Raw genomic sequence first — 17,783 nt, 5'->3', positions numbered from 1 at the left:
CCTTCCCCCGGACCCCCATCCCCCTTTCCTTCCTAAACTTTTTGTGCCGCTTCGCGGATGGCGAAAGCGAGATGAGGCACCTTCTTCGCCTCTGCTCCAAAACGCCGCAAACCCTTCGGGACACCGTGCAGCCGAGTCCTCTCCACACCCTACGCGCACCACCCCGCCTTCCCGCGCCCGCCCGCCCCTGCCGAAGGCACACAAAAAGTTTTGGAGGGTCCAGGGAACCTTTTCCAAAAGGTTCCCTAGCGGGGGCCGCGTCGGGTCTTAGGCCGAGCTTGCTCGGTCTTAGAGCCGTCGACAGCAGCGATGGGGCAGCGCCCCGGCCGCCGGAGGCATCTTCATCCGCCCCTTGTGCGCCTTGTTGCAGTTGGTTGCGGCCGCTTCCGAGGGCGCGTATAGGTGCTGGTATGAAATTCGTGGGTGTGGACGGATGCAAGGCCGGGTGGTGCGCGGCCTGGGTGGCGGACGGCCGGTGGGACGTGGGCGTGTATCCCCTGTTCGCGGACCTGTGGGGCGCGCACCGGGACGCGGATGGCGTGCTGGTGGACATCCCCATCGGGCTGGCGGACGACGCCAACCGCAAGGCCGAGAGGCTGATGAGGGAACGGCTGGGCCCGAGGCGCAACAGCGTGTTCAATACGCCCGCCCGCGCGGCGGTCCATGCCGGGTCCAAGGACGAGGCAAAGGCAATCAACCGGAAAGTTTCCGGCAAGTCATTATCCGAACAATCCTTGGGTATTATGAATAAGATTGCGGAAGTAGATCTGTTTTTTGCCGCGCATCCCGAGGCTGTGGAAAAGGTGTTCGAATCGCACCCGGAGCTGTGCTTCGCCCTGGCCGGGGGAGGGCCCATGCGCTACCCCAAACGGGACACGCCGGGGGTGGTGGAGCGGTATGAAATCTTGACGCGGTTCGTGCCGGACGTGCGCGGGCTGCTGGACCGGGTGCGGGGGACGTACTCGGCCTCACGGGTGGCAGGGGACGACGTGTTCGACGCGCTGATCCTGGCCGTGACCGGACGGCAGGGCGCGGGAAGGCTCAAGTCTCTGCCCGCTCCCGTGGAGCGGGACGCCACCGGGCTGCCCATGGGCATCTGGTACGCTGAATTCGACAAGTAACGAGGTTTTCATGATCGAGCATATATTGCGGACCGCGCGCAAGGGCGTGTTGTGGCTCTGCCTGCCGGGCCTGGTTTTGACCCTGGGGGCGTGCGTGCGGAACGCGCCCGAGACGCGGCCTGAGGCCATCGGGGACGCGCCCATGGCCGTGACCTTCCTACCGCAGAAGGGCGAGTTCATCTCCAAGTACGGACAACGGCTGAGCCTGGAAGAAGTCGTCGCCATGACAAAGGGTTACGACTATATCCTCATCGGGGAAGGGCACCGGAATCCCGTGGACCACAAGGTACAGCAAGCGTTGCTGGACGCCCTGTCCGACAACGGCGACGGGCTGTCCCTGGGGCTGGAGATGATCGGCGTGGACCGACAGCAGGAGCTGGACGATTTCTGCAAGGGCCAGGTCAGCCTGGACGCTTTGCCCGGCGAGTTGGATTGGGCCAAGAGCTGGGGATATGATTTCGGGCTGTTCCGCGACCATTTCGCCATCGCCAAGGACAACGGCGTGCCCGTGGCCGGGCTGAACGTGCCGTACCAGGTGATCCGCAAGATCAGCAAGGACGGGCTGGACGGACTGAGCGACGAGGAAAAGGCGCTGCTGCCCAAGGAGATCGTGCCGCCCGCCACGGACCAGCGCGCCTTCCTGAACGCGGTCATGGCCATGCATCGGAACAAGGACGCCAAGGACGAGAAGGAACGCGAGCGGTTCTATCTGGTCCAGTCCATCTGGGACTCCAAGATGGCCGAGGAGGCCGTGCGGCTGCGCAGGCAGTATGACTGGCCCGTGCTGGTGGTGGCCGGGGCCGGGCACGTGGAATACGGCTGGGGCATCGCCAAGCGCATCCGCTGGTTCGACCCGGCGGCCCGCATCCTGACCGTCATGCCGTGGCGGGGCGGCGAGTTCGACTCCGAGGCCGGAGACGTGTTCTTCTATTCGCCGGACACCTACCGCTCGCGCATGGGCATGGTCCTCTCCGGCCAGGCGGACGGCATCCTGGTGGAGTCCGTGTCGCGCGGGTCCAGGGCGGAACGGGCCGGACTGCGGCCCGGCGATCTGCTGACCGAGGCCTCCGGCATTCCGCTCAAGGGGCTGTTCAGCCTGCACATGGCCGGGACCAGGGTGCACGACGCGGACGAACCGCTGGTCTTCACGGTCCTGCGCGGCGGCAAGACCTTCACCGCCGACCTGGGCAAGCTCGGAAAGCCCCGGTCCAAGGCCAAGCCCAAGACGGAACCCAAGCCCGAGACCGCGCCCCAGGCCGACCCCAAGCCCCCTGTGGCCCCGACGGCGGAGGCCCGATAGATGCGCCGCGCCTGCCTGACCCTGTGTTGCGTGCTTGTTTTCGCCATGGCGGTTCCGGCCCTGGCCGACGACCTGTCCGGGCTGCTGCCCGAGGCCGTGGGCGGGCTGAAACGCGTGCGGCTGGTCACCGGCGCCGAGGCCCGGGCCGAAGTGGACCGGCTGCACGGCAAGTCCCTTGAGGCCGAGGCCAGCGCCATCGCCCGCTACGCAGAGGACGACGGGCGCCCGGCCGAGGTATGGGTGTCGCGGGTGGCCTCCGAGGCCGAGGCGCGCCGCCAGACCGGGCTGATGGTCCACAAGATGTTCGAGAACCCCAAGTCGCCCTTCAGGGCCCCCAAGCGGCTCGACCACGACGGGCTGGCCGTGTACCGGTTCACCGGCATGGGCCAGGTCCATCTCATCTGGCACTCGGGCGATCTGGTCTGGTGGGTGAGCGCGGCTCCGGACGAGGTCCAGCCGTTCCTGGACGCCCTCTGCCGCTGACCGGTTTGACAGAAATTCACCGCCTCCCGTATAGGGTGTAGGAACCCCGAAAGGAGGGCGGACATGAACAAAGCCCGCATTGTCCCGGTCCTGTTGCTGCTCCTGGCCCTGACACCCCTGCTGGCCCACGCCGAAGGGAAGATCCTGTCCGAGATCCGGGGCGGGGTCTACGCCCACGACGTCAGCTTCTGGAGCTTCCACCGCGAATCCGGCACGGACATCAACGGCGAGCTGCTCTTCGTCTCCCCGTCGTTCCTGGACGTGCTCTGGTCGCCGCGCCCGCATCTGGGCGCGACGGTGAACACCGACGGCAACACCTCCCACGCCTATGCGGGCCTGACCTGGGAGCTGCCCCTGTTCTCCAGCGGCTTCTTCGTGGACGGCAACCTCGGCCTGTCCGTGAACAACGGCAGGCGGGACACCGACGATCCCGACCGCAAGTCCCTGGGCTCCCCGGTCTTGTTCCGCCTGGGCGCGGCTCTGGGCTACAACCTGACCGAAAAGGTCAACGTCTCCCTCCAGTTCGAGCACATGTCCAACGCCTATCTGGCCAACGAGAACGAGGGCATGGACAACTTCGGCGTGCGCCTGGGTTACCGGTTCTAGCGGCTGCCCGAGCGGCCATCCCGTCGCATCCGGGAATGATAATCCTCATTATTCCCGGATGGATCCCATTTTTCTAGAATTAATCTAGACTTACTCTACACTTCTCCGACCGGTCCTTCGACGACCTCGATGCCACGCTTTGCGGCCCGTTTCCGGTCCTTGCGCTCCTTGCGCCGGGTGACCAGGTCCCACAGGATGGGCATGACCAGCAGGGTCATGGCCGTGGCCACGCACAGGCCGGTGACGAAGGTCGTGGCCATGGTCCCCCAGACCACGGAGTAGTAGGGGATGCCCAGCGCCATGGGCAGCAGGCCCAGGGTGGTGGTCAGGGTGGTCAGCAGGATGGGGCGCAGGCGCACGCGCACGGCCTCGCGGATGGCGTCGGCGCGCGCGTACCCCTTGGCGTAGAGGCGGTTGATGAAGTCGAGCAGGACCAGGGAGTCGTTGACCACGACCCCGGCCACGCCCACGGTGGCGATGAAGCTGTTCACCGTGAACAGGGACCGGGTCAGGAAGGTCCCGAAGACCACGCCGATGAGGGCGAAGGCCACGGCGGACAGGATGATGGCCGGCTGGACGTAGGATTGGAACTGGCATGCCAGGATGGTGTACATGACAAGGATGGCGATGCAGAAGGCGTACATCAGCGAGGTGAAGGACCTCCCTGTGGACTCGTATTCACCGGCGAAGCTGAGGGTCGCGCCGGGGTAGTCGTTCTGGATGGACAGGTAATGGGCCCGAACGTCGTGGACCACGCTGGGGGCGCTGACGGGCGCTCCCTCGCGGATGTTGGCGGTCAGGGTCACGGCCCGCTGCCCTTGGAAGCGGTTGAGTTGGCCGGGCTCGCGGTAGGTCTTGACCTCGGCCAGGTCGCCCACGCGTACCGGGCCCGTGTCGTTCTGCAGGATCGGGATGTCCAGGGCGTCCTCGGGGGTGGACAGGAACCGCTTGTCGATCTTCATGCGCAGGTCCACATCCTCGTCGGCCGCCCGGAACTTGCCCACGAACCGGCCGTCCAGGATGCCGCCTGCCAGGGAGACCACCTGGGCCGGGGTCAGGCCGTACTCGGCCACCAGGCTCGGGATGGGGATGAACCGGAAGACGCGGTTGTCCGTGCCGGTGTCCGTGGCCAGGTCAGCGAGATAGGGCGACAGCTTCTTGTTGGCGCGTATCCAGTTGAAGACGTTGTCCTTCAGCGCCATGACCGCGTCCTGGTCCGGACCGAGCACGCGGATGTTCACGTCCTTGCCCGCCGGAGGGCCGCCCTGTTCGGGCCAGACGCGAAAATGCCAGCCGCCCGAGGCCAGGGGCTCAAGTTTCGTGCGGATGACGTCCAGAAGGCGCTGAGGGTCGTTTTCGGGGTTGTCCACGAACGCCTGCTCATCCCGGCCGGGCAGCTCCACGATGACAATGGCCCGGTTGGGGCCGAAGATGTTCTCGTAGTCCTCGTTGATGTCCATGCCGCCCAGGCCGGAGCACGCCTTGGTGGTGCCTGGCCCGAGCGCCATGAGGGCCTTGGAGACTTCCTTGGCCTTGCCCGACGCCGTGTACACGTCCGTACCCACCGGGCCTTCCATGGACACGTAGTAGAGGGTGTACTCATCCGGGAAGAACTTGATGCGCAGGAGCGGCATGACCCCGGTGACCGAGACCCCGAGCATGACCAGGGCCGTGAAGAAGGCCACGACCACCAGCCCCAGAGTCTTCCAGCGGTGGCGCATGGTCCGTTGCAGGACCGCGTCGGTCGCCTTTTTCAGCCAGCCCATGAAGCGCGGATCGCGGGCCTGGAGGTGCTCCGCGGCCTGCCGCTCGAGCTTGTCCGCGCCGGGCCAGTCCAGGAAGTGCAGGGGCAGGATGGCCAGGCACTCGACCAGGGAGGCGATGATGGCGAAGGACACGGCCTTGGGCACCAGGGCGAAGAACTCGCCCGTGGAGCCGGTCATGATCAGCATGGGCATGAACGCGGCCACGGTGGTGGAGGTGGCCGCCACCACGGGCAGGAAGACCTCGCTCGCGCCGTCGACCACGGCCTCGCGCAGCCCCTTGCCGTCCTGGACGTGGCGGTAGATATTCTCGACCACCACGATGGCGTCGTCCACGATGATGCCGCTGACCAGGACGAAGGAAAAGAGGGTGATCTCGTTGATCGAGTTGTTGGTGAGCCACATGATGATCATGGTCACCAGGAAGGAGAAGGGCACGCCCACGGTGGTCAGCATGGCGTTGCGGAAGCCCATGAACAGCCAGATGCAGCCGCAGACCAGGACGATGCCCACCAGCAGGTTGGAGCCCAGCGTGTTGATGTTCTCGCGGATGTTGATGCGCTGGTCCTGGGTGACCACCGCCTGGACGCCCTCCTTGTCGAGCACGGGCTTGAAGTCGGCGACCACCTTTTCCACGGCGGCCCCGATGTCCAGGGAGTTGCCCTCGGGCGACTTGAGAACCTTGACCGACACGGCGTCCTTGCCGTTGACCGACGAAACCACGAACGGATCACGGTAATTCATGCCCGCCGAACTCAGGACGTCGCCCACGGTGACGAAAGAGCCGTCCAGGTCGCGCCGGACGATGGTCCGGGCGACCTCGTCGCGGGACCGGAACTTCTCGTCGACCACGATGACGTACTCGCCGGAATCGCTGATGAAATCACCCGCCGGGACCGATACGTTGGCCCCCTGCAACGCCTGGCCCACCTCGTCGAAGGTGACCCCCAGGCGCATCATCTTGACCGGGTCCAGGGCCACGTGGAACTCGCGGGTGTATTCCCCGTCGATCTGAACTTCCTTGACCCCGGGGAGGGCCTGCAGCGGTATCTTCAGTTCGTCGGCCATGAGGCTCAAGGACCGGTTGGAGCGGTCCCCGAGCAGGTTCACGGACATGACCGGCAGCCACTCGGACACGCGGATGACCGTGAAGTCGGGCGGGTCCATGTCGTCTGGCAGGTCGTTCTGGATGGACAACACCTTGAAGCGCAGTTCGTCATACAATTTGTCGTAATCGGTGTCGTCCAGGAACTTGACCATGATGGAGCAGCGCTGGCGGAAGGAGCGGGAGCGGATGAACTCCACGTTCTCCAAATCCTCGAGGGCGTCCTCGATCTTGCGCGTGACCAGGGTCTCCACCTCGTCCGGGCTTGCGCCCGGCAGGAAGGCGGAGATGACCACCTTGCCCATGCGCACGTCCGGGTAGCGCTCCACCGGCAGGTTGAAGACGCAGAACACGCCCACCACCATGAGCAGGATGAACATGAGGTTGACGAAGACCTTCTGGCCCAGGGAGAACCGGATCAGGGCCTGGGTGGGCGAATCCTTGTGCATGGGGCGTCTCGCCGGGGGTTAGGGATTGAGCAGGAAGACGCCGCCGGGGCGCACGTCCGGGCCGGACACCCGGCGCAGATCGTCGCCCGCCGAGCCGAGCAGGACCACGCGGACCCGCTTGCCGTCCGGGGTCATCAGGAAATATTCCTCGTACGCCTTGACCAGGGCGGACGCGGGCACGACCACGGCCCCGCCGGGGTCGGGCAGGACCACGTCCAGCTCCGTGCGGATGCCGCCCCGGAACGCGAAGTCGCCCTTGGTGATCTCCAGGTCCACGTTGATCTTGCGCGTCACCGGGTCGAAACCGGGCGAGACGCGGGCCACGCGGGCCTTGACCGTGCCGCCCAGGTCGGTCAGGCGCAGGGTCACGGTGTCGCCCATGTCCTTGAGGGCGCGGTACTCCTCGCTGGTCAGGGCAAAGGGCACGAGCAGGACGTCGTAGCGCCCCAGCTCGGCCACGGTCTCCCCCTTGGTCACCCACTCGCCGGGCTCGATGTCCCGGGCGATGACCTTCCAGCCCGGAGGGCCGACCAGGGAGAACCGCTTGAGCCGCTCCTGAAGGACCTGCTCCTCCACCTGCTTGGCGCGCAGCTGCTGCAGGGCGGCCTGGTGGGCGCGGATGTTGGAATCCAGAGTGGACTGGGGCGCGGTGTCGGTCTTGACCAGCGCCTTGTACCGGTCCATCTCCTTCTTGTTGTAGTCCAGGTCGCTCTTGAGGCGCTGCTGGTCCGCGCGGTTGGCGGCCAGGTCGAGCTTGATGAAGGTGGTGTCCAGTTCGGCGAACAGGCCGTTCCGGCCCAGGGCGTCGCCCACGTCGGCCAGGACCTTGACCACCCGGCCGGACTCCTCGGACACCAGGCTCATGGAGCTGCGGGCGCGGGTGAACCCGGTCAGGGAGGATTGCCGGTCCGCGGCCCGGGCCGTGAAGGTCTCGGTGGACACGTGCTTGGCCGGGACCGTGGCGGGCACCGCAACCTGGGCGGCCTCGGCCAGATCGCTGCCCGGCACCGGGGCCTTGGCCTCGCCCGCCTCGCCGAGCTGGTCGTTGCCGCAACCGGACAACAACAGGGCCGACAGCAGGGCCAGGGAGAGGAGGAACGCACATAGCCGTTTCATGAACTACCGCCTTTATGATTGCGACTGAAATTGCTGAAAATCCGGTACCGGGCGCAGGCCGAACTCGATGATCCGGTCCAGCAGGGCATCGAGGTCCGCGCCTTTGCTCAAAGCCGCCACCTGGCCGGTGGCGATGAGGTGAACCAACCCGTGGAGCTGCCCCCACAGGGCGAAAACCAGGGCATTGACATCCACCTCGCCGAAACGTCCGGTGGCAGCGCACTCGACGACCAGATCCCGGAACATGTGGAAGGAGCGCAGCGAGCTGGCCGCCCATTCCCCGTCCAGGTCCACCTGTCCGCAGCTGGTGCTGAACATGAGGTGGTAGTGGTCCGGCTCTGCCAGGGCGAAGCCGATGTATCCGCGCGCGCCGTCCCGCAGCCGCTCCACCGGGTCAGGGAACCGCTTCCTGGAACGCTGCTGCCGCTCCACGAAGCGGGCGAACCCCTCCTCGCGCAGGGCGGACAGGATCTCCCGCTTGTTCCGGAAATAGCGGTAGAGCGCGGCCGGGCTGTACTCGATGCGGGACGCGATGCGCCGCATGGATACGTTGTCGAACCCCTCCCTGACGAAGAGCTGTCTGGCCGCGTCCAGGATGCGCCGCCGCATCTTTTCCCTGTCCCGTTCCCGTCTCTTCGCTGTGCTCATGCCCGCCTCTAGCAAACTCCGTTCACCTTGTAAACACTGTTCACACAAATGTACGCTTCGTCATCGGGCGAAACCCGGCGGTCGCCTAGCGGTCACCCCGGCCCAAAACCGAGCGCATGGCCGCGTGGACCACCAGGTGGTGGAACGGCCGGATAACGTTGAAATACACGCGCCCGGCCAGATTATGGTAACGGACCACGGTGACCGCGTGGAACCGGGTACGGCCGTCCGGCAGCGGGGTGCCGCAGACCGCCATGGCCGCCTCCAGATGGGATTCCTTGCCCTCGGCTATCCAGTACGTCTCGCCGTCCGAGCGGACCACGGTGAAGAACCCGACCTTTTCGCCAGGGGCGAGGGGCAGGTTCTCGGTGGTCAACCGCTCCCGGCCCGGCACCGCACGCTCGCCCTGGCCGAGGCACCGGAGCAGCCACACCCGCACGCGCCACAACAGGGCCATCCAGCCGGGACGGTAGGAGAGGACGCCCGCCGCCAGGTCCAGGACCGTGACACCCCCGTCCATGGTGTGCACGTCCACGTGGTCCGCGCCCGCGAGCAGCCCGGCCATGCCCGGCAGCCGTTCGATCTCGCTACGCTCCATGGCCGCCTCCCGCCAAGACCCCGGTCAGGACCACGTCCAGCTGGGCCATGACCCCGGCCACCTGGCCCTCCACGTCGAACCGGTCGCGGTTCAGCCCGTCGATCAGCCCGCCCGCGTACAGGGACCAGCAGACCATGGCCACCCCCAGGCTGGAAACCTCGGGCCTGACCTCGCCGACCGCCTTGCGCGCCTCCACCAGGCCCGCCACCTTGCCGACCATCTCCACGAGCTGGCCGTCGAACCGCGCCTTCCACTCGCCGGTGGCGAACAGGGCCTCCTTGACCACCGAGCGCAGGAACAGGGTGTTCCCGCCGTAGTAGTTGTACATTGTGCGGAGCATATGGCGGCATTGTTCCCGAAAAGGGAGGTCCTTGGGCGCGCCGTCGATGGCCCGGCGGGAAATCGCGTCGATCTCGTCGAAGAACGAGGAGAAGAGCAGGGAGGTCTTGTCCCGGAAGTGCAGGGCGATGGTGCCCACGCCCACCCCGGCCTCGCGGGCCAGCCCGCGCATGGTCGTGGCCTCGAACCCGCGCTCGCTTATCAAACGGCGCGCCGCCTCCTGAATCCGTTGCCGGGTCTCGGCCTTGCGCCGGCCCCGCAGTGTCTCGCCCTTGTCCACCGGATCTCCCCTGGTTTGTTGAACACGTTCATTGACTGAACATGTTCATTATTCCAGTCCGGGTTTTGTGTCAAGCGGGGTTGGCCAATCTGCCGGCAAGGTCTCGCCGACGCCGAAAACAGTGTGCGCCTCAGGCCACGCGATCATGCACAGCCTGCTATGGATATAGCCAACCAGCTGATATTTTACGGAATGACGTCGTCAGGACTTGAGGACGTCGAGGATTTCGATGTTGGCGGCCTGCCAGGCGGGGTAGGCCCCGGCGACCACGCCGAGGAGGCAGGAACCGGCCAGGGTGGTCAGCAGGCTGACCGGGTCGAGGATGATCGGCAGCTTGGCCACGGTACAGCCGACCACGACCAGGACGACGGTCACGACCACGCCCAGGCCGCCGCCCACCGCGGCCATGAGCCCGGACTCGAACAGAAACTGGCGGACGATGTCGCGCCTGCGGCCGCCCACGGCCCGGCGCACGCCGATCTCCACCCGCCTGGAGCGGACCACCAGGATCATGATGGACAGGATGCCCAGGCCGCCCACGGCAAAGGAGATGGTCGAGGTGATGCCGCCCAGGGTGGTCATCAGGTCCAGGGCCTGACGCTGCAGCTTGATGGCGTCGGCGGCGGACATGCCGCTGAAGTCGTCGTCCTCGCCGGGGTCGATCTTGTGACGCTCGCGCATGACCGCGTTCACCGACGCGTTGACCATGCCGAGCCCCGCGTCCTTGGCCAACCGCAGGTAGACCCCGGAAATCCACCGCTGGTTGCTGGCCCGGCGCATGTAGGTGGTCAGGGGCATGAGCAGCACCTCGTCCTGGTCCGTGCCGGACACGTCGCGGCCCTTTTCCTCCATGACCCCGAGGACATGGAAGCTGGCCCGGAACATGTAAACGTCCTTGCCCACGGCCTGCTCGGGCCTGCCGAACAACCGCTGGGCGATCTTGCGCCCGAGCACGCAGACCTTGGCCCGCTCCTCGACCTCGTTCCAGGTGAAGAAACGGCCCACATCCGGGCGAAAACTGCGGATATCCTGGTAATTGGGCCAGCAGGCCATGATCTGGACGTTGACCGCGTTGCCGTTGCCGCGCACGGCCATGGTCGCGGTGGCGAACGGGGTGCCTTCCAGGACCGAGGGCACGGAGTCGATCACGGCCTGCGCGTCGGACAGGACGAAGTTGCGGGCGTTGCCGGAGATGCGCATGTTCCCGCCTCGGGTGAAACGGACGGACCCGGCCAGCACCGCATAGAGGTTGGGGCCGAGCTTTTCGGTCTCCAGCTCGGCCTGGCGGACCATGATCTTGGACACGTGCTGCACCCCGGTGAAGGCCAGCGCGCCCAGGAAGACCCCGAGCATGGCCAGCACGGCCCGCAGCTTGTGCGCTGAAAGCGACGAAATGGCGATGGTCAGGTTCAAAGGCAGCATGCCGCTTCCCCGCTACTCGTAACGGTCCCGGTTCCAGGCCGTGTTGCCGTTGAAGATGTGCTGCCACAGCCGTTCGAAGGCGTGCCCCGTGTTGCGCTCGTCATGGGGGTCGGCCTCGATGAGGCCCAGGCAAAAGGCGTAGAAGGCCTTGGGCCGGGTGCGGATGCGCTCGCCGGTCACGCAGAAGTTGCCCGTGGGCGCGCGGCAGAGGATCTCCCGGGGCATGGGCGCGTCGAAGATGCGCTCGAACACCTCGCCCACCGGGATGTCGCGGCCCCAACCGGCCCAGCGCCCCTCGTTCTCGGGCTTGCGCAGGTCGTGCGGCCGCCCCAGGCGGTCGCTCTTGAGCTTGAACCAGGCCAGCCCCTTGAAGGGCACGCGCCGATCCGCAACGTCTTCAAGCTGCTCCCACAAGTCCTCCACCGTGGCCCGGCCGCGATCATCGATGTGATCAAACGGGTCGCCCTGCAGGAAGACGTTCAGGGGGGCGAGGGTGTCGTACTCGTTGACGATGTGGGTGAAATAGGTGTGCGCCTCGCGCCCGATATTCGGCAGCGGGCGTGCATCCGGACCGCCTTGGCCGCCCTTGTCGTACACCACGTAGTCGCACCCCAGCGCGTCGGCCCAGGACACGTCCTCGCGGTATCTGGCTATGATCACCCGGATGTCGTCACGCACGATCATGCTCCTCGCATGGTCTATCCTTCCGCAACCTTCTCCAAGACCATGGCCCGGACATAGGTGGGCTGCTCGTCCGAGGAGCGCCCGCCCGAGCCGTAGCCCACTCCGAGGAGGGTGCCCAAGGGCAGGGGACCGAAGCGGTCCGCAACAATCCGCAAGATGGCCAGGCCCGTGGGGGTGGCCCGCTCCATGGAACAGTCGGAGCCGAAGGTCGTCAGCCCCTTGGCCAGTTCCGCACAAGCCGGTGCCGGAACAGGCATTTTGCCGTGGGCGCAGTGCACGTAACCCGACCCGAGATCAACCGGGCTGCAGACCACGTCCACGGCCTCCAGGGCGTCCAGGAGAAGCATTGAACCGCAAATATCAGCAAGGGTATCCACAGCCCCGATCTCATGGAAGTGGACCTGCTCCAGATTCACGCCGTGGACCTTGGCCTCGGCCTCGCCGAGCAGGCGCAGGGCCCGCACGGACCGTTCCCCGGCCCGGCCGCCCAGGCCGCTCCCTTCGATGATCCGGCACAGGTCCGTGTAGTGGCGCAGGGGCTGCTCCCGGGTCTGGAGCACGTCCACATGCCGGGTGTTGATGCCCGCGATCCGCTTTTCCGACCATTTGAGCCCGAAGCCGTCCAGGCCGAGCCGGGCGAGCTCCTTTTCCAGGAAGTCGAACCCGCTGCCGGGGCCGCGCCACTCCTCCAGGGCGTGGCTCAGGGCCGCGAGGAGCATGTCGCCGCTCACGCCCGTGGAGCAATCGAGATATACCGTGTTCATGGGTCCTTATCCGTCCAGTTCGCCGAAGGCCAACATGTTGATTTTATGCGCAAGATACCCTGCGCCGAAGCCGTTGTCGATGTTCACCACCCCGATGCCCGGCGCACAGGAATTCATCATGGTCAGCAGGGCGGCCAGCCCCTGGAAGTTGGCCCCGTAGCCCACGCTGGTGGGCACGGCCACGATGGGCGGCCGAGCCAGCCCGCCGACGACCGAGGGCAGGGCGCCCTCCATGCCCGCCACGGCGACGACCACCGAGGCACCGTTGAGCTCGTCCATGACCGAGAAGAGCCGGTGGATGCCCGCCACCCCGCAGTCGAAATGCCGGTCCACGCGGCTTCCCAGAAATTCCGCCGTGCCCGCCGCCTCCTCGGCCACGGACAGGTCGGACGTGCCCGCCGAGACGACCGCCACCTTGCCGACCGGGTTTTCCGGCGCACCGCCGATAGAGAGCAGGCCGGACACGGGGTCGAAGCGGGCCTCGGCCACCTCGCGCACGGCCTCGAAATGGGCCTGATCGGCCTTGGTGCCCAGGACACGCCCGTTGTGGCGGTTGAGGTGATCAAAGATCGACGCCACCTGATCAGGCGTCTTGCCCGCGCAATAGACCACCTCGGGCCCGCCGGTGCGCACTTCGCGCAACTGATCGATCTTGGCGCAGCCGGTCTCGATAAAGGACTGCCGAAGCAGTTCTCTCTTCAATTCTTCCCGTGAGATCTGTCCAGCTGCGAAGTCGTCCAGGAGGCGGTCCAGGCTCATTCCACCCACTCCTGGAAGGTGCATGATTCCAGCCCGATCTTCTTCGCCAGCGCCACGATTTTATCACGATTTTCCGTTATGATTCCAGAGAACTGCGGCAGATACTCCACGGTTGCCATCAGATTATCAGGCCGGACGCGGACCGTGTTCAGGCCGAGGGTGTGCAGGTAGGATTCCAGGGCGGCGACCCGGCCCAGCCTCTCCTCGGTCAGTTCCACGCCGAGGGGGATGCGGGTGGCCAGGCAGCTTTCGGACGGGGCCTCCCAGTTGGGCAGCTTCGCGTCAAAGGCCAGGGCCCGGATATGCGACTTGCCCATATCCAGATCGGCCAGGGGGGAGAGGACCTTGAATTCGCGCACGGCCCGGAGGCCGGGACGGTCCGGGGCGTCGTCCGCATTGGTCCCGTCGAGCAGCAGGCACTCGCTGCCGAGGGCATCCAGCATGGTCCGGAAGACCAGACACTTGCAGTGGTAGCAGCGGTCTTCCAGGTTACGCCGGACCTCGGGCACGGCCAGGGCCGATATCTCGAGAACGCGGTGTTCGATGCCGATGCGCCCGGCCACCTCGGCGGCCCGCCGTTTGTCCCGCTCCGGGGTCAGTTCGCTGACCACGGTGCAGGCCACGGCCCGGTCCCCGAGGGCGATTCGCGCCGCAGCGGCCACAAGGCCGCTGTCTACCCCGCCGGACAGGGCCACGGCCGCGCAGCCGACGCCGCCCGCGCGCTCGGCGATATGCGTAGCAAGTTGTTCAAGGCTCATTCAACAAGAATAGCCCACACGACACCACGGTTCAACCCATTTCGGACTTTTCGCGGCCTATGAGGTCTATGCGCCGCCAGGGTCCCTTGGTGAAGCGGTACGAGAACGTGGCCGTCAGGATCATCACGTAGACGAGCAGGAATATCCAGGGCCCGTGGATGCTGGTCATGCCCAGCTCGTTGAGCACCAGCAGGGGGAGGACGATGCAGGCGATCGAGGCGGTGCCCATGACGCCCATGATGAACCGGGTGTCGCCCGCGCCCTTGAGACCGCCCATGTACACGATGGCCACGGCGTCCAGCAGGGTGAAGACCGCGCAGTAGCGCATCAGCACCTCACCCATCTTGAGGACCGCGTCGAACTCGGCCCCGGCCGCGCCCCGGGCCCGGAACAGGTTGAGCAGGAACTCGGGCATGACCCAGAAGACCACGGCCATGACGCCCATGTAGGCCAGGGCCAGATGCAGGACCGAATGGGTGGCGAAGGCCGCCCGGTCCGGATTGCCGTCGCCCATGGCCTGGCCGACCATGATGCTGGCCGCCACGTGCAGGCCGATGGTCGGGAGGAAGGCCAGGTTGTAGATGGAGAAGACCGCGCTGGTGGAGGCCAGCTCCACCGGCCCGAACCGGCCGACGATGAAGACGAAGAAGGAGACGGCGAACATGTCCAGGAAGAACTGGACCCCGCCGGGCAGGCCGAAGTGGAGGAACCGGCCGAACAGCTCGCGGTCGAAACGCCAGGCGGAGCGGACCTTGAAGAGCACCTCGTTCCTGCGGGTGAAGATGAGCAGGACGTAGACGATCAACGGCACGATGAACCCGATGACCGTGGCGATGCCCGCCCCGGCGATACCCATCTCCGGGAAGGGGCCGAAGCCGTTGATCAGACAGTAATCCAACGGAACATTGATGAAAATCGAGCCCATGCTGATGAGCATGACCGGCTTGGTCAGGCCGCGACCGGCAAAAAAATTGGACAGGCACAGACCGAGCAGGCAGGGCAGGCTGCCTACGGTAAGGATCTGGAAATAGATCACTTCGAGCCGCTGGATGGCCGGGGGATGCCCGCCCAGCCGGAACATGGGTTCGGCCAGGAAGCACAGGGCGGCCAGGAACAGGCCGGACGGGACGCAGAACCAGATGCCCTGCCACAGGGCCCGGCCCACGTCGGCGGGGCGGCACGCGCCGGTGTACTGGGCGATGAACACGTTGACGTACTCGGACACGCCCATGAAAAAGGAGAGGAACAGGAAGGCCACGATATTGGCCGGCAGGGACGCGGCCAGGGACTCCAGCGAGTAGTTGCCGAGGAAGATGCGGTCCGTGAAGGTCATGACCGTATTGGAGATCATGCTGACGACCAGGGGCAGACCGATGTTCAGGGCCTCTCTGTACCCGCCTTGCGCGTGCCAACGCTTGACCATATTCATTGCAGTATCCTCCGTGCCTGCGGCCCCGCCCGAAACGGGCCGCCGGTCCGGCCATGGCAACCTATCCCGGAGCGGTCCCATGGTAAAGCGGAATCGGCATATTTCCCCATCTTGTAAAAAGAAAGACAGCATGCTATTAAAACAACTGTAGCAATCTGTAATAGCGGGTGATTTTGTGGACAAGACAGCGGAGTATCTCTTTTTCCCGGCCATGTCCCTGTTCCAGCGGCTCTATGCCAAGGGGCTTTCCAAGAGGCTGGACCCTCACGGCGTGCGGCCCGGCTATCTCGAAGTGTTCTTCCGGCTGTGGGAAAAGGACGGCGTCACCCAGAAGGCGCTGCATCAAAGCATGGATGTGGAGCAGGCCACATTATCCAATACTCTCAAACGGATGGAGCGAGACGGTTTCCTGCTCCGCAAGCGCAACCCCAAGGACCGCCGACAGTCCGTCATCGGGCTGACCGACACCGGAGCGAGCATCCGCAAGGTGGTTCTGGCGGCTATCGACGACCTTCAGGCCGTGGTCAACACCCGGCTGAGCATCAACGACCGGCGCTATTTCCGCCGGATCCTGCAACAGATGAACGAACAACTCGTCCAGGATCTGGATGACACGACCCTGGTCCTGCTCGACGAAGTGGACGATTCGGACGGCGACACGCTGATGCTCGTGGACGAAATCAATGAATGACGGGAAATATTGATCCGCAATGAACCACAAGCCGATTTGCGGTGCGATTCTCCCCGAATGACCGGCATTGCTACGCCCTTTCAGCCCCCGGCTCCACACAATACCGCATTCATCCCCAGAAAACGACGCCGCGCCGCCCTTATTCAGCGTTCCAGCAGGCGCTATTTTCATTAACCTACCGGTATGGCGACTTTTTATCAATTTATCAGGGACGCCGCCAGGTTGACCCGGAGTACCCCTTACGTTGACGCTTCGCTTCCTTCAACCGCCTGGAAAAGTCCGATTCGTGTATTTTTCCCATTATTTTTTCTAGGGAAATCTGATATGTCTTCCCTAATTAACAACAACGTCCCGTAATCCTTTTCCATAGGGCTGTTTCTGGAAAATCTCTAGACATTATAGGACAGCGTTGTACTTTGTTGACAATCTTTGACACCTTATGTCAATGAATGAACATCCTAGGTCAGATTGCGACATTATGGACAACTCAGATGCACCCAGGCCGCCGACTTTACTCACCGTGCGTGAAGTTGCGGACTATTTACGGGTTCACCAGAGAACAGCCTACAGGCTGATCACCAACGGCAGCATCAGGGCCATCAAGATCGGGAGCCAGTGGCGCGTCCCCGAAAAGGCGCTGATGGAATTTTTAGAGAGTGGAATGCAGGCCTCGGCTCCTTCGGGCAAGAGAAAGGCCGAGCCGGACCAATTCAAACTCCCACTGGACTAAGGAGAGCGGCATGTCGAACAGAACGGTTGGCGGTTATGACGGGGGCGACCCGATCCTGAACGTTACCCTGCCCAACGATTTCGGCGAGGACCTCGAGGTCTCCGGCAAACTGATTGGGGAAGAAATGTATTTTGACGACGGGACCGGCATGCTGACCATGGAAAAGCTGTACCGGGACGAGGACGGCAAGCTCGCCTACGGTATCATCTCCGCCATCGGCCACGCCCGCGAACGCCGCGCCTACCGTGTTGAAGAAGGCGAGGACAGCTGCATTGTCACCAACGGCAGCCTCAGCCTCGAATTCAACTACGACGAGCTCTTCGAACTCCTGGCCGTGGCCCTGGAATCCGAAAAGGAATCCACCGTCAGCCAGGTCAGCGAACAAGTCCGCCGCAAACTCGCCGTCAACGAGTAAATCTTTCTGAAAGCGCAAAAAAAAGGGGCCTTTTGGCCCCTTTTTTTTGCGCTTTTATTGCCTCCGGCGGCCGGGGCGCTGCCCCGGACCCCGCCAAAGAACCTTTTGAAAAAGGTTCTTTGGAATCTCCCAAACTTTTTGTTGCCGCTTCGCGGAATATATACGAACGCGGCTAGTCCTGCCTTTATCTCAATTTCATTCATCCCCCCCGTCTCTGCGGAAAGTACTGCCTGCCCGCATCCCCCATACGCGCGAATGCGCATACAAAAGGTTTAGGAAGGAAGAGGGGATGGGGGTCCGGGGGAAGGGGAGAGGGAAACCCT

18 protein-coding genes are annotated in these 17,783 nt (G+C 64.8%); 7 read left to right on the top strand and 11 right to left on the bottom strand.

All coding sequences use genetic code 11. The features are described 5' to 3' along the window. Positions 1 to 410: 410 nt before the first annotated feature. From AB6M95_RS17090 to AB6M95_RS17075, 4 genes are all read left to right on the top strand, one after another. Positions 411 to 1,121, top strand: coding sequence for a DUF429 domain-containing protein (locus AB6M95_RS17090; RefSeq protein WP_371387957.1), 711 nt, complete (start codon positions 411 to 413; stop codon positions 1,119 to 1,121). A 10-nt stretch (positions 1,122 to 1,131) separates the two neighbouring features. Further along, the gene (locus tag AB6M95_RS17085) at positions 1,132 to 2,421 is read left to right on the top strand and encodes a ChaN family lipoprotein (RefSeq protein WP_371387956.1); all 1,290 of its coding nucleotides are present in this window, start codon (positions 1,132 to 1,134) and stop codon (positions 2,419 to 2,421) included. After that, positions 2,422 to 2,904 (top strand): hypothetical protein, encoded by a 483-nt coding sequence (locus AB6M95_RS17080; RefSeq protein ID WP_371387955.1) that lies wholly within the window; start codon positions 2,422 to 2,424, stop codon positions 2,902 to 2,904. Positions 2,905 to 2,967: 63 nt separating this feature from the next. Further along, positions 2,968 to 3,510, top strand: coding sequence for an acyloxyacyl hydrolase (locus AB6M95_RS17075; RefSeq protein WP_371387954.1), 543 nt, complete (start codon positions 2,968 to 2,970; stop codon positions 3,508 to 3,510). Positions 3,511 to 3,605: 95 nt separating this feature from the next. On the opposite strand, the gene AB6M95_RS17070 is transcribed toward AB6M95_RS17075, so the two are convergent. The 11 genes from AB6M95_RS17070 to AB6M95_RS17020 all read right to left on the bottom strand — a co-directional run bounded on the left by AB6M95_RS17070 (position 3,606) and on the right by AB6M95_RS17020 (position 15,624). Then, the gene (locus tag AB6M95_RS17070) at positions 3,606 to 6,827 is read right to left on the bottom strand and encodes an efflux RND transporter permease subunit (protein WP_371387953.1); all 3,222 of its coding nucleotides are present in this window, start codon (positions 6,825 to 6,827) and stop codon (positions 3,606 to 3,608) included. Positions 6,828 to 6,845: 18 nt separating this feature from the next. Next, entirely contained in the window at positions 6,846 to 7,943 is a 1,098-nt protein-coding gene (locus tag AB6M95_RS17065) for an efflux RND transporter periplasmic adaptor subunit (RefSeq protein ID WP_371387952.1), read from the bottom strand. A gap of 12 nt (positions 7,944 to 7,955) precedes the next feature. Beyond that, complete coding sequence (locus AB6M95_RS17060; RefSeq protein WP_371387951.1) at positions 7,956 to 8,591, bottom strand: TetR/AcrR family transcriptional regulator; 636 nt, start codon at positions 8,589 to 8,591, stop codon at positions 7,956 to 7,958. An 85-nt stretch (positions 8,592 to 8,676) separates the two neighbouring features. Beyond that, on the bottom strand, positions 8,677 to 9,189 hold the full coding sequence (locus AB6M95_RS17055; protein WP_371387950.1) for a DUF2867 domain-containing protein: 513 nt from the start codon (positions 9,187 to 9,189) through the stop codon (positions 8,677 to 8,679). Further along, positions 9,179 to 9,808 carry a TetR/AcrR family transcriptional regulator gene (locus tag AB6M95_RS17050; RefSeq protein ID WP_371387949.1) on the bottom strand — a complete coding sequence of 210 codons (630 nt, stop codon included), beginning with the start codon at positions 9,806 to 9,808 and terminating at the stop codon, positions 9,179 to 9,181. The genes AB6M95_RS17055 and AB6M95_RS17050 overlap by 11 nt, the downstream gene beginning before the upstream one ends. Positions 9,809 to 10,009: 201 nt before the next feature. Beyond that, complete coding sequence (locus AB6M95_RS17045) at positions 10,010 to 11,230, bottom strand: ABC transporter permease (protein ID WP_371387948.1); 1,221 nt, start codon at positions 11,228 to 11,230, stop codon at positions 10,010 to 10,012. A 12-nt stretch (positions 11,231 to 11,242) separates the two neighbouring features. Then, positions 11,243 to 11,908, bottom strand: coding sequence for a DUF3431 domain-containing protein (locus tag AB6M95_RS17040; protein WP_371387947.1), 666 nt, complete (start codon positions 11,906 to 11,908; stop codon positions 11,243 to 11,245). Positions 11,909 to 11,928: 20 nt separating this feature from the next. Beyond that, a complete protein-coding gene (gene larC, locus AB6M95_RS17035) occupies positions 11,929 to 12,678 on the bottom strand; it encodes a nickel pincer cofactor biosynthesis protein LarC (protein WP_371387946.1) in 750 nt (249 codons plus the stop codon). 6 nt (positions 12,679 to 12,684) lie between these two features. Beyond that, positions 12,685 to 13,437, bottom strand: coding sequence for a nickel pincer cofactor biosynthesis protein LarB (gene larB / locus AB6M95_RS17030; protein ID WP_371387945.1), 753 nt, complete (start codon positions 13,435 to 13,437; stop codon positions 12,685 to 12,687). Further along, on the bottom strand, positions 13,434 to 14,195 hold the full coding sequence (gene larE / locus AB6M95_RS17025; protein WP_371387944.1) for an ATP-dependent sacrificial sulfur transferase LarE: 762 nt from the start codon (positions 14,193 to 14,195) through the stop codon (positions 13,434 to 13,436). The genes larB and larE overlap by 4 nt, the downstream gene beginning before the upstream one ends. 31 nt (positions 14,196 to 14,226) lie before the next feature. Further along, positions 14,227 to 15,624 carry an MATE family efflux transporter gene (locus tag AB6M95_RS17020; RefSeq protein ID WP_371387943.1) on the bottom strand — a complete coding sequence of 466 codons (1,398 nt, stop codon included), beginning with the start codon at positions 15,622 to 15,624 and terminating at the stop codon, positions 14,227 to 14,229. A 175-nt stretch (positions 15,625 to 15,799) separates the two neighbouring features. Between AB6M95_RS17020 and AB6M95_RS17015 the strand changes: the two genes are divergently transcribed. The 3 genes from AB6M95_RS17015 to AB6M95_RS17005 all read left to right on the top strand — a co-directional run bounded on the left by AB6M95_RS17015 (position 15,800) and on the right by AB6M95_RS17005 (position 17,460). Beyond that, the gene (locus tag AB6M95_RS17015; RefSeq protein WP_371387942.1) at positions 15,800 to 16,315 is read left to right on the top strand and encodes a MarR family winged helix-turn-helix transcriptional regulator; all 516 of its coding nucleotides are present in this window, start codon (positions 15,800 to 15,802) and stop codon (positions 16,313 to 16,315) included. Between the two features lie 439 nt (positions 16,316 to 16,754). Beyond that, a complete protein-coding gene (locus AB6M95_RS17010; RefSeq protein ID WP_371387941.1) occupies positions 16,755 to 17,045 on the top strand; it encodes a helix-turn-helix domain-containing protein in 291 nt (96 codons plus the stop codon). Between the two features lie 10 nt (positions 17,046 to 17,055). Next, positions 17,056 to 17,460 carry a hypothetical protein gene (locus AB6M95_RS17005; protein ID WP_371387940.1) on the top strand — a complete coding sequence of 135 codons (405 nt, stop codon included), beginning with the start codon at positions 17,056 to 17,058 and terminating at the stop codon, positions 17,458 to 17,460. The last annotated feature ends 323 nt before the right edge of the window (positions 17,461 to 17,783 follow it).

Origin of the sequence: Pseudodesulfovibrio karagichevae (assembly GCF_041414475.1) — a bacterium.
Taxonomy (GTDB): domain Bacteria; phylum Desulfobacterota; class Desulfovibrionia; order Desulfovibrionales; family Desulfovibrionaceae; genus Pseudodesulfovibrio; species Pseudodesulfovibrio karagichevae.
This window is presented reverse-complemented; position numbering and strand designations above follow the sequence as displayed.

What these genes read in the sequence shown, in the direction of transcription:
- AB6M95_RS17060 (WP_371387951.1), bottom strand. Translation starts at nt 8,591, where the DNA reads ATGAGCACAGCGAAGAGACGGGAACGGGACAGGGAAAAGATGCGGCGG.
- larB (WP_371387945.1), bottom strand. Translation starts at nt 13,437, where the DNA reads ATGAGCCTGGACCGCCTCCTGGACGACTTCGCAGCTGGACAGATCTCA.
- AB6M95_RS17005 (WP_371387940.1), top strand. Translation starts at nt 17,056, where the DNA reads ATGTCGAACAGAACGGTTGGCGGTTATGACGGGGGCGACCCGATCCTG.
- larC (WP_371387946.1), bottom strand. Translation starts at nt 12,678, where the DNA reads ATGAACACGGTATATCTCGATTGCTCCACGGGCGTGAGCGGCGACATG.
- AB6M95_RS17085 (WP_371387956.1), top strand. Translation starts at nt 1,132, where the DNA reads ATGATCGAGCATATATTGCGGACCGCGCGCAAGGGCGTGTTGTGGCTC.
- AB6M95_RS17010 (WP_371387941.1), top strand. Translation starts at nt 16,755, where the DNA reads ATGTCAATGAATGAACATCCTAGGTCAGATTGCGACATTATGGACAAC.
- AB6M95_RS17080 (WP_371387955.1), top strand. Translation starts at nt 2,422, where the DNA reads ATGCGCCGCGCCTGCCTGACCCTGTGTTGCGTGCTTGTTTTCGCCATG.
- larE (WP_371387944.1), bottom strand. Translation starts at nt 14,195, where the DNA reads ATGAGCCTTGAACAACTTGCTACGCATATCGCCGAGCGCGCGGGCGGC.
- AB6M95_RS17045 (WP_371387948.1), bottom strand. Translation starts at nt 11,230, where the DNA reads ATGCTGCCTTTGAACCTGACCATCGCCATTTCGTCGCTTTCAGCGCAC.
- AB6M95_RS17055 (WP_371387950.1), bottom strand. Translation starts at nt 9,189, where the DNA reads ATGGAGCGTAGCGAGATCGAACGGCTGCCGGGCATGGCCGGGCTGCTC.
- AB6M95_RS17075 (WP_371387954.1), top strand. Translation starts at nt 2,968, where the DNA reads ATGAACAAAGCCCGCATTGTCCCGGTCCTGTTGCTGCTCCTGGCCCTG.
- AB6M95_RS17090 (WP_371387957.1), top strand. Translation starts at nt 411, where the DNA reads ATGAAATTCGTGGGTGTGGACGGATGCAAGGCCGGGTGGTGCGCGGCC.
- AB6M95_RS17070 (WP_371387953.1), bottom strand. Translation starts at nt 6,827, where the DNA reads ATGCACAAGGATTCGCCCACCCAGGCCCTGATCCGGTTCTCCCTGGGC.
- AB6M95_RS17065 (WP_371387952.1), bottom strand. Translation starts at nt 7,943, where the DNA reads ATGAAACGGCTATGTGCGTTCCTCCTCTCCCTGGCCCTGCTGTCGGCC.
- AB6M95_RS17020 (WP_371387943.1), bottom strand. Translation starts at nt 15,624, where the DNA reads ATGAATATGGTCAAGCGTTGGCACGCGCAAGGCGGGTACAGAGAGGCC.